Annotated in this window: 7 protein-coding genes and 3 pseudogenes; 9 read left to right on the forward strand and 1 reads right to left on the reverse strand. The window is 63.0% G+C overall.

Annotated features, from left to right (window positions below):
- Positions 1-754: 754 nt before the first annotated feature.
- The 6 genes and pseudogenes from BRC58_04820 to BRC58_04845 all read left to right on the forward strand — a co-directional run bounded on the left by BRC58_04820 (position 755) and on the right by BRC58_04845 (position 8,391).
- Positions 755-1,012, forward strand: a complete 258-nt coding sequence (locus BRC58_04820; GenBank protein PSP17941.1) for a hypothetical protein — start codon at positions 755-757, stop codon at positions 1,010-1,012.
- Positions 1,013-1,598: 586 nt separating this feature from the next.
- Positions 1,599-4,529, forward strand: a complete 2,931-nt coding sequence (locus BRC58_04825; GenBank protein ID PSP17947.1) for an excinuclease ABC subunit A — start codon at positions 1,599-1,601, stop codon at positions 4,527-4,529.
- Positions 4,530-4,621: 92 nt separating this feature from the next.
- Complete coding sequence (locus BRC58_04830; GenBank protein ID PSP17942.1) at positions 4,622-5,368, forward strand: hypothetical protein; 747 nt, start codon at positions 4,622-4,624, stop codon at positions 5,366-5,368.
- Positions 5,369-5,560: 192 nt separating this feature from the next.
- A pseudogene (locus BRC58_04835) lies at positions 5,561-6,081 on the forward strand (TVP38/TMEM64 family protein).
- A gap of 531 nt (positions 6,082-6,612) precedes the next feature.
- Positions 6,613-7,637 (forward strand): annotated as a pseudogene (locus BRC58_04840) (hypothetical protein).
- An 88-nt stretch (positions 7,638-7,725) separates the two neighbouring features.
- Complete coding sequence (locus BRC58_04845) at positions 7,726-8,391, forward strand: DNA-binding response regulator (GenBank protein ID PSP17943.1); 666 nt, start codon at positions 7,726-7,728, stop codon at positions 8,389-8,391.
- A gap of 100 nt (positions 8,392-8,491) precedes the next feature.
- Here BRC58_04845 and BRC58_04850 read toward each other — a convergent pair.
- Positions 8,492-8,686, reverse strand: a pseudogene (locus BRC58_04850) (hypothetical protein).
- 220 nt (positions 8,687-8,906) lie between these two features.
- Between BRC58_04850 and BRC58_04855 the strand changes: the two are divergent.
- The 3 genes from BRC58_04855 to BRC58_04865 all read left to right on the forward strand — a co-directional run.
- Positions 8,907-9,473 carry a cupin gene (locus BRC58_04855; GenBank protein ID PSP17944.1) on the forward strand — a complete coding sequence of 189 codons (567 nt, stop codon included), beginning with the start codon at positions 8,907-8,909 and terminating at the stop codon, positions 9,471-9,473.
- Between the two features lie 16 nt (positions 9,474-9,489).
- Positions 9,490-9,822, forward strand: a complete 333-nt coding sequence (locus tag BRC58_04860; protein PSP17945.1) for a hypothetical protein — start codon at positions 9,490-9,492, stop codon at positions 9,820-9,822.
- A 13-nt stretch (positions 9,823-9,835) separates the two neighbouring features.
- The coding region (locus BRC58_04865; protein PSP17946.1) for a two-component sensor histidine kinase at positions 9,836-10,409 on the forward strand (574 nt) is incomplete at its 3' end.

Genomic DNA, 10,409 nt, shown 5'->3' on the forward strand with positions numbered 1-10,409 from the left:
CCTCTATCCTAGTGCGCTAGCTCCGGAAAATGGGATGACCCTGTCCATGAGTAATATGTCATACCAGTTTAAGACCGCCAAATTGTAGTTTGATCCAATACTTGACCATCAATCGAGCTACCGAGAGGTAGCGTTTTTTTGTCTCTCGAACTGGTATCTATTAGTAATCGTAGACCACACGTGAACGGAGCTAGCCTGTTGGGCAAAACTTTAGGATTCCCTCGAACTAGGAGTTAAGGCTATTAAGTATAAGCGCACTTATCCGTTCACGATTCATGTGGTTTTGCTATAGTTAATAAATAGAGGTCCCCATAACTTAATTTTAAGGTTTTGACAACCTCATCAGCTCGACTTTTGCCCTTTTGCCGTAGGTGCCGGTCAGTTACCGGACAAGGCGGACACTCCTGGAGATCCCATCAGGGACAATCCAGGCAGGTAGCCAGGAGTCCGTCGTGGTTCAATTTCCCCAGACACTCGCCCCACTAGTCGAGCAGTTCCGCATCGCGTTCACCCGGCCCACCTTCGACCGCTTCGGGCTGCTGCTGCTCGCGGCCATCCTTACTTCAGGCCGGCGGACCGTGACCTATAGCAAAACTACCTGATTCGTGAACTGATTTGTATCGCTGGCAACTAACGTTCACGTATGGTCTACGACTGCTATATGTGCTGGGGACAGTGCCGTGGCTGATGCGCGGACACCTCAGCAGCTACCACCGCGTGCTGAGCCAGCGGCGTTGGTCGCTGTGGCCGTTGGGTGCTGGCCCAAGCCATTCTGGCCTGGATACCGAGCCAGGAGCCGGTGCTGGTCGCCGCGGACGAGCACGCCACCCAGCACCGGGGCAAGCGGGTCTTCGGCAAGGACAAACACCGCGATGCGGTGCGCTCCAGCCAGAGCCACACCGTGTGGCTCTGGGGACACAAGTGGGGGGGGGCTAGCCATCTGCGTGCAACTGCCGTTCGCCCCAACTCGATAAGGCAGCGGGACAGCGCCACAAAACGCCTCTCCAACTAACGCGGGGGCTGATGGCCACCTTGGGCCGGTGGTTCCGGGCCGGTGGTTCCCGGAGGGTCGCTGGGTGTTGCTGGGCGATGGCGGCCTGTCTTCCCATCCAATGGCGCGTTTTGGGCATCGCCATGGGCGGTGGGGTGGTGGGCAAGCTGTCGCCCCAGGCCAACTGGTACCGGGCACCTCCGGCCCGCCGGCCAGGCCAGACCGGTCGCCCCCGCCTCAAAGGGGACAAGCTCCCTTCGCCGCAACAGTGGCTAGCCCAAGTTCGGACCACGCCCGTTCGAGCTCTTTAGTATTGTGGCGTTGATGTTTGCTGAGTTGTATTGCAAGCACCCGGCTCCAGCTCGGGCTGGGCCTGGGGATGCCAAGCCTGAGCCCACCTTTACTGACGCCCTGGCTGCTGTCCGGCGAGAGCTGGGGTCGGGGTTCTTGAAACCCCCAGCCATCTCCCGACCGTGGCAAAAACCACCACCGCCAATCATCGATACGCTGCTGGACTGCCTCTGCTATGCGGCCTAAAATTCAAAAGGGCAAAAGTCGAGCTAGCGCGCAGCGTTAAGATGGCATGGCATTTGTTGCGCCCGCTGCCATGTCGCCAACCGCTCGTGCTGCGGCCGGCGAGCATCAAGACGGCCACCACCCCAGCCCCGATCACGGCGCCATTCGCATCCGGGGCGCGCGCCAGCACAACCTCAAAGACATCCACCTGGCGCTGCCGCGCGATCACTTGCTGGTCTTTACCGGGGTCTCGGGCTCGGGCAAATCCTCGCTGGCGTTCGACACCATCTTTGCCGAGGGGCAGCGCCGCTACGTGGAGTCGCTCAGCGCCTACGCGCGCCAGTTTCTAGGGCAGGTGGACAAGCCCGATGTCGATGCCATCGAGGGCTTGAGCCCGGCCATCTCCATCGATCAAAAATCCACCTCGCACAACCCGCGCTCCACCGTGGGCACCGTCACCGAGATCTACGACTACCTGCGGCTGCTGTTCGGGCGCGCGGGCGAGCCCCACTGCCCCCACTGCGATCGCAGCATCGCCCCTCAGACCATCGACCAGATGCGCGATCGCATCCTGGCCCTGCCCGAGCGCGCGCGCTTCCAGCTGCTGGCACCGGTGGTGCGCGGGCAAAAAGGCAGCCACCGCAAGCTACTGTCAGGGCTGGCGAGCGAGGGCTTCGTCCGGGTGCGCGTTGATGGCGAGGTGCGCGAGCTCAGCGATGCCATTGAGCTGGCCCCCAACCGCGCCCACACCATTGACATTGTGGTCGATCGGCTGGTGAACAAGCCCGGCATTGCCGAGCGCCTGGGCGACTCGCTGGGGACTTGCCTGCAGAGATCGGACGGGTTGGCGACCGTCGAGCTGGTCGATCGCGACGGCAGCGATCCCAATGCCCCGCGCGAGCTGGTGTTTTCGGAGCACTTTGCCTGTCCCGAGCACGGCGCGGTCATGGACGAGCTCTCCCCGCGCCTGTTTTCGTTCAACTCGCCCTACGGCGCCTGCCCGCACTGCCACGGCATTGGCAGCTTGCGGCGCTTTGCCCCCGAGCTCATCGTTCCCGACCCCAGCCTGCCGGTCTATGCCGCGATCACGCCCTGGTCGGAAAAGGACAACGCCTTCTACCTGTCGCTGATCTACAGCGTAGGCCGCGCTTACGGGTTCGAGATCCAGACGCCCTGGCGGCAGCTGAGCGATCGGCAGCAGCAGGTACTGCTCTACGGCAGTGACGAGCCCATTTTCATCTACACCGACGATCGCGGCCCGCGCCCGCGCGGCCGGGAGCAGCGCTATCGCGGGGTTATCCCCATGCTGGAGCGCGCGCTGGAGACCGCTTCCGAGCGCTACCGCCAAAGGCTGGAGCAGTACCGCATCAACCAAACCTGCGAAGTTTGCGAGGGCAAGCGGCTCAAACCGGAATCGCTGGCAGTGCGGCTGGGCCAGTACGCCATCACCGAGCTCACCGAGGTCCCCATTGGCGAGTGCCTGCAGCGCACGCGCAACCTCAACCTGAGCCCGCTGCAGGCCCAAATTGGGGAGCTGGCCCTCAACGAGGTCCAGGCGCGGTTGCAGTTCCTGCTGGATGTGGGGCTGGACTATCTCAGCCTGGATCGGGCGGCGCGGACCCTATCGGGCGGCGAAGCCCAGCGCATCCGCCTCGCCACCCAGATCGGCTCAGGCCTGACGGGGGTGCTCTACGTGCTGGATGAGCCCAGCATCGGGCTGCACCAGCGCGACAACAAGCGCTTGCTGGATACGCTCAAAAAGCTGCGCGATCTGGGCAACACCCTGATCGTGGTCGAGCACGACGAAGAAACCATCCGCACGGCGGACCAAATCGTCGACATTGGTCCGGGCGCCGGCATCCACGGTGGCGAGATTGTGGCGCAAGGCGATACCGAGACCCTAACGCGCGCCTCGCGCTCGATCACCGGCGACTACCTCGCCGGCCGGCGCGAGATCGCCACCCCCGCCCAGCGGCGCGCCGGCAACGGGCGATCGCTGCAGCTGCGGGACGCGCACCGCAACAATCTCCAGCACGTCAACGCCGAGATCCCGCTAGGCCGATTCGTCTGCGTCACGGGCGTCTCGGGCTCGGGCAAATCCACCCTGGTCAACGAGCTGCTCTATCCGGCCCTACAGCACCACCTGGGCCGCAAGGTTCCGTTCCCCGAGGCCATGGGCAAACTGCGCGGCTTGCGGGCGGTGGACAAAGCCATCACCATCGACCAATCGCCCATCGGCCGCACGCCGCGCTCCAACCCCGCCACCTACATCGGCGCGTTCGATCCCATCCGGGCCGCATTCGCCGAGACCACCGAGGCCAAGGCGCGCGGCTACAAGCCGGGCCGGTTTTCGTTCAACGTCAAAGGCGGGCGCTGCGAGGCCTGCGGCGGTCAGGGGGTCAACATCATCGAGATGAACTTCCTGCCGGATGTCTCGGTGCAGTGCGAGGTGTGCAAGGGCGCTCGCTACAACCGCGACACCTTGCAGGTGAAATACAAGGGCTACTCTATTGCCGACGTGCTGGCCATGACAGCCGAGGAAGCCCTGGCGGTGTTCCAGAATCTGCCGCGGGCGGCCGCGCGGCTGCAGACGCTGGTGGATGTGGGGCTGGGCTACCTGCGCTTGGGGCAATCGGCCCCCACCCTCTCGGGCGGGGAGGCCCAGCGCGTCAAGCTCGCCACCGAACTGACGCGCCGCGCTACCGGCAAGACCCTCTACCTAATCGACGAGCCCACCACGGGCCTATCGTTCTACGACATCCACCAGCTGTTGGGCGTGCTGCAGCGATTGGTGGATAAGGGTAACTCGGTGCTGGCGATCGAGCACAACCTGGATGTCATCCGCAGCGCCGATTGGCTGCTCGATTTGGGCCCCGAGGGTGGCGATCGCGGCGGCGAGATTGTGGCGACCGGCACGCCCGAGCAGGTGGCGCAGAACCCGCGCTCTTACACAGGGCAGTCCTTGCAGCAGGTACTGGCCCAACATCCGCCCCAGGCGCTGCAAGCAGCCGATGCCCAGTGACACCCTAAAGCTGGCTGCCGGATTCAGCAGAAACTCAGCGGCGCTTGTTGCGATTTGGGTAGCGACTCGGTATCCAATGCAGAGGTGTTGCCATGGCGCGCGTGCAGCGCACCCAGTCACTGCTCAAGTATGGGGCGATCACCGTTTTGGTCGCCGCCGCTATCACCGGGGTGCGACAGCTGGTTGACCTTCAGGGGCTGCTCATCGGCGTTCTGAGCTGGATTGAGGGGCTCGGCTTTTGGGGGCTGGTGGCCTTTATCGCCATCTATGCCGCGGGTACGGTCCTGTTTGCGCCCGGCTTGCCCCTAACCCTGGGCGCCGGTTTTTTGTTTGGCGTCAAGCAAGGCATTCCCGTTGCAGCCATTGGAGCAACGCTGGGCGCCACACTGGCCTTTCTCATCGGCCGCTACGTCGCGCGCGGTTGGGTGAACCGGCAAATCGCGGGGCGGCCCAACTTCCAAGCCATTGATCGCGCCATTGCCGAGGAGGGCTGGCGGATGGTGTTGCTCACGCGGCTATCGCCCGTTTTTCCGTTTAACCTGCTCAACTACGCCCTGGGCCTGACCCAAGTCTCGCTGCCGGCCTACTTTTTCCCCACGCTGTTCGGCATCCTGCCGGCGCTGGCGGTCTATGTCTACGTGGGCTCGCTGATGCAAGATCTGGCTGCCATCGCGGCCGGGGAGGTGGAGAGAACCCCCGCCCAATGGGCGCTGCTGGGGGTGGGCTTGCTCGCCACCATCCTGGTGGCCGTGCTGGTCGCGCGCCGGGCGCGCAACGCCCTCAAGCAGCGGGTCGAGCCGGCTGGCGACACGGCCCAATCCCGCACCGGCGATCGCTAAAGCCTGCCCTGCCACTCCCGCATGGCCGAGCTACGTCCCCCGCCACTGCCGTGCCCTCGGCGCGCCCGAGCGGCCCTGCACCGGCTCAAACGGCACCTGGGATGGCGCTTTTGGGTTGCCATCGCGCTGCTGGCAGCGCTGGTGGCCGTCTGTTGCGGCCCGCTGCAGGTGCTGTTGGAGCGCGAGTTCCTGGTGGGACAGCTCCAGCAGTACGGGCGCCTGTCAGCGCTGCTGTTCCCGCTCGCCTACGCTGGGCTTACCGTGTTGGGCGTTCCGGGCATTGTGCTGACGGTGGCTGGCGGCATCGTCTACGGCACCCTCTGGGGGGCGGTGCTCTCCACGCTCGGAGCAACCTTGGGGGCACTGGTGGCGTTTTGGGTGGCGCGCTACCTACTGTCCCAAGGGGCCTGGAGCGCTTTGGCCAGTACCGAGTCCTGGCGCGCTTCGAGCGCGCCGTTCGGGAGCGGCCGCTGCGATTCGTGCTGAGCGTGCGCTTTGCGCCTATTTTTCCGTTCAATGCCGTCAACTACCTGTTCGGCCTGACGCCGCTGCACTGGACGACCTACACGCTGGGCACGGCGCTAGGGATCCTGCCGGGATCGCTGGTTTGCAGTTGGCTGGGGGCTTCGGGCGAGCGCGCTTTGCAACAGGGCCAGCTGGGGCCGTTTTGGGTGGCCCTGAGCCTGCTGGCGCTGCTATCGCTGCTGCCGCTGGGCTGGCGGCAACAGCCCGCCTCCCGGGCGAGTGGAGTCTCTAGGATGGGCGATCGCGACTCGAGCAACCCCAGGAAGTGGTACTCCATGCAACCTCTTCGCACGCTGAGCGACTTTGGCACCAGCTTGTTCCATCGCGACTACCGGTGGAGTGCGGTTCGCGTTGCGTTAGTGGTGGGCACAATTTTGATGGCCATCAACCACGGCAGCGCCCTGCTGCAAGGTAACATGAAGCGCCAACGCTGGTATTGGCCGCTCTCACCTACCTGGTGCCCTACACGGTTAACGTTCACGGTCAGTACAGCTATCGCCGCAAACAGCAGGGCTAGCTAAATTGGATGCCAACTTCGCTCAACGAGCGGTGAACGCTCAAGCAGTGTCGAACGAACCGCTTAGTTAAAAGGCAAGATTGGCGTTACTTGCTAGCGAGATTGAAGCAATGCGGACTCAAGCCTACTTTAGCAACCGTTAAGGCGCTACTCAGCTAGCAAGCGCACGCTCAAAATAGCCTGGCAATTTCTGACACCTCCCATGCGGCGAACCATCCGAGTCGGACTCAGTACCCTAGCCATCGCGGCAGCAGGCTTGGGCGGCCTCGTCGTCCACGCCGGCGGCTGGCAGAACTTTAAACTGCGCTACGCGCCCCTTACAGCCGTATTTCACAACAGCGATCAGGAATACGCCGACTTGCAGGCACAAGCCTCGGCCGATCCGGTCGAGAACGCGCGCATCTTCCCCAGCCGACTTATCAATGGCGGCCCGCCCAAAGACGGCATTCCCAGCATTGACGATCCCCAATTCGATACGGCCAAGACAACGCCCTTTGAGGCCCAAGAGCGGGTTATTGGCGTCACGCTCAACGGTGAAGCCAAGGCCTATCCCTACGGCATCATGAACTGGAACGAATCGTCAATGACCGCATCGGCGGTGTTAACGTTGCCGTTTCTTACTGCCCGCTCTGCGACACGATTTTGGCTTTTGAGCGCGGCAGCACCACCTACGGCGTCTCCGGTAAGCTGCTGCAAAATTGCCTGGTCATGTACAGCCGGGCCGACGATACGCTCTACGCCCAACCGTGGGGGTTGGGCATCATGGGACCGCAGGTCAACCAGCGCCTAGAACGCATTCCGGCCACCAAAACCACACTGGGCAACTGGTTGTCCCAGCACCCCGACAGCAAGATCCTCTCGACCGAAACGGGCTACGAGCGCAACTACCAGGAGTATCCCTACGGGAGCTACTACACCGACGACGAAATTATCTTCCCGGCGCGCAACCAGGACGAGCGCGAGCTGGCACCCAAAACGATCGTTACCTACGTCTGGGAGCACGATAGCGGCACGCCCCAAAACCGCTTTTCGGGAGCCAGCCACCGCTTTGTCAACCGGCGCATCAAGCAAGCCGGCGAGCGCGTGGTAACCTTCAATGGCCGCAAGATTCGGGCGCGCTGGGATCCCCAGCTCGAGACGGTTATTGTGGAAAACCTCGATGGCACGCGCTTGCCCAGCTCGACAGCGTTTGCCTTTGTCTATCCGGCTTACTTTGGCCGTTCCTAGCAGCTGCCGGCGACGGCCGCGGCTAGCGTCTTAGTGACGCAGCGTTGTTCCGTTCCCATTGCCATGACCAGCGAGGCCGCCCACATTACTGGTCGTTGAAGACGAGAGCAAGCTCGCGCGCCTCATCGCCTCGGAGTTGCAATACGAAGGCTACCGCGTGACGGCTGCCTACGATGGGTGGGAAGGCATACAGGCCGCACGCGAGGCCAGCCCTGATTTGCTGGTGCTGGACTGGATGCTGCCTGGCGTCTCGGGGCTAGAAATTTGCCAGCGCCTGCGCGAGATGCACGACAAGGTGCCCATCGTGCTGCTCACGGCCAAAGACAGCGTGCGCGATCACGTCCAAGGGCTGGATGCCGGTGCCGATGATTATCTGGTCAAGCCATTTAGTATTGAAAAGTTGTTCGCCCGCATTCGGGCGCACTTGCGACGCGAGCAAGATGACAAATCCGAGGCCGAGCTGCTGCAGTTTGCGGATCTAAGCCTCGATACGGGTACCCGCGAGGTGTATCGCGGCCATCGCCCCATCGAGCTAACGGCCAAAGAGTTCGACCTGCTCAAGTACTTAATCTCGCACCCGCGGCAGGTGCTCACCCGCGATCGCATTCTGGAGCGCGTTTGGGGTCATGATTTCTTTGGCGATTCCAATATTATTGAGGTCTACATTCGCTACTTGCGCCTCAAACTCGAAGCGGAGGGCGAAAAGCGCCTCATTCAAACCGTGCGCAGCGTGGGCTACGTCCTGCGGGAGTAGCGCTCGCGTTCGCACCTAGCAGCGGTTGCTCTAGGCAGCCGCAAGCAAGCACTGCTACGGTCGGCCGTAGCAGTGCAAGCGATCGGGGCAGTGCAACCGCCTATTGGCCGGCGCAGGGATTTTCGCCGGTGCATGGCTTAGCCTTACCCGAGCCCGCGCAGGGCTATTTCTTCTCCTTGCTGGCACATGGGTTGGATTTGTTCGTGCTCGCCGAGCAAGGTTGGGCGCAACCGGTAACCAGGCCCAGGCTCAAAACCGAGCTGGCCGTCACCAGTGCCAGGTACTGCAGTTGCATAGTCTCGCTTGCTTGGGGTGCAGACGGAAACATCATCCAGTGAACGCTGGGCTGCTGAGCGATAGCTGAGCGACAGGTTGGGGACTGCTGAAAGCCTGCTGCTGACGGCTGGTGGTGCACTTCTCAGCGCAGATTAAGGGTGTGATCGGGCGGCCCCAAACTGCGCGCTCTAAGTTTGGTAGCGATACCATCACCCCACAAGCTGCAAGGGCCAGGCGCGATGAGCGGCAGCGATTTCCTAGTCACCGAGGGCGGACGGTGCCATCCCTGCGAACTCGGAGTTCCACCGGCGGAGGCGGAGCGGCCTCACCGGCTCTACCGCTTTCTGACCGAGGTGGAAGACCTACTGGCAGCTCTCTCGGACGACCGGCAGCGCCTGCAGGCGATCCGGCCGCTGGTGCGGCAGCTGCTAGTGAGCTGTTGGTCGGTGCTTACGCTCTACGATGACCCTGACTTTCCACTCACGCTGCAAACGGTTGCCTGGTCGCCCGGCCAGGAATCGCCCGTTCACAATCACGGTACTTGGGGCGTGGTTGCCATCATCAGCGGGCAGGAAAAGAATGGGTTTTGGCGCATTGCGGAGCGCAGCGCAAGCGCAACGCGCGTCGAACGGGTCGAGGAGCAGACGTTCTGGCCAGGCGACATTGTCAGCTTCACGGCCGATGCCATCCACCACATCGAAGCAGTTGCCGAGGAACCCACCGTCACGTTCAATCTCTACGGACCTACCGATCCCGCGTGCCGGTTCGAGTTCGATCCCGTCCGCGGTACAGCCGAGCGCTTCTAGCAGCGAATGCAAGCCTATGCACGCACTCCGGCAGCAACTGCAAGCAGCCAGGCGGGCCTTCGATCCCGGCTCGCTGCGCGTGCGGCTGACCCTAGGCATTGTCGCCGTCGTGGCCCTGGGCTTGGGCGGGGTTGCCGGCTGGATGGGGTGGCAGATGCAGCAGCTGCTGGTTGCAACGCGCAAGGAAAACGTGCGCTACATCGCCGATCGCCTTGCCAGCGATGTCGCTACCTATAGCGAGTTCGCCGCCCCCACAGAGGCCATGCAAAAGGCAGTGGCCCGCAACAGCAGCGACGGTCTGCTGGTGTGGCTGGGGCGCCCCAACGGGATCGCGGATCGCGCGCATTGAGGGGCAGTACTGGTTGCTTTGCGCGGTTCCGCTGCAGGCGAACGAGAGCTCGCTCGGTCGGGTCTACGTTGCCCAAAACATCCATCAAGATTACGCGATGTTTCTGGGCTTGATCCGCAACTTGGGCGTGGCGAGCGTGGTTGCCCTTGCAGTCACGCTCGCGGCGGTTGCCTGGTACGTGCGCCACTCGCTGCGGCCGCTGCAGCGCATGAGCCAACTGACAGAGGCAATGTCGCTCGAGCGGCTGGGCCAGGCCCAGCTGCAGTTGCAAGATGCCCCCAGCGAAGTTCGCCGCTTAGCGCAGACGCTGGACGCGCTGCTGGTTCGCCTGTTCGAGTCGTGCGAGCAACAGCAGCAGTTTGCCAGCAACATCTCGCACGAGCTGCGCACGCCCCTGACGCTAGTCTCAGGATACTTGCAGAGCACGTTGCGCCGCGGTCGCAACCTGAGCGCCAACCAGCAAGAAGCCTTAGAAATTGCCGCTTCGGAAACAGAGCGGGCGGTGCAGCTGCTGCACGATCTTTCAGTGCTGGCGCGCGCCGATAGCGGCCGCTTGCACCTAGAAATCGAATCCATCGAGCTCAACG

The organism is Cyanobacteria bacterium QS_8_64_29 (assembly GCA_003022125.1).
In the GTDB taxonomy this organism is placed as follows: Bacteria; Cyanobacteriota; Cyanobacteriia; order Cyanobacteriales; family Rubidibacteraceae; genus QS-8-64-29.

Coding starts and splice junctions, on each gene's coding strand:
- BRC58_04825 (PSP17947.1), top strand. CDS start 1,599: ATGTCGCCAACCGCTCGTGCTGCGGCCGGCGAGCATCAAGACGGCCAC.
- BRC58_04830 (PSP17942.1), top strand. CDS start 4,622: ATGGCGCGCGTGCAGCGCACCCAGTCACTGCTCAAGTATGGGGCGATC.
- BRC58_04855 (PSP17944.1), top strand. CDS start 8,907: ATGAGCGGCAGCGATTTCCTAGTCACCGAGGGCGGACGGTGCCATCCC.
- BRC58_04860 (PSP17945.1), top strand. CDS start 9,490: ATGCACGCACTCCGGCAGCAACTGCAAGCAGCCAGGCGGGCCTTCGAT.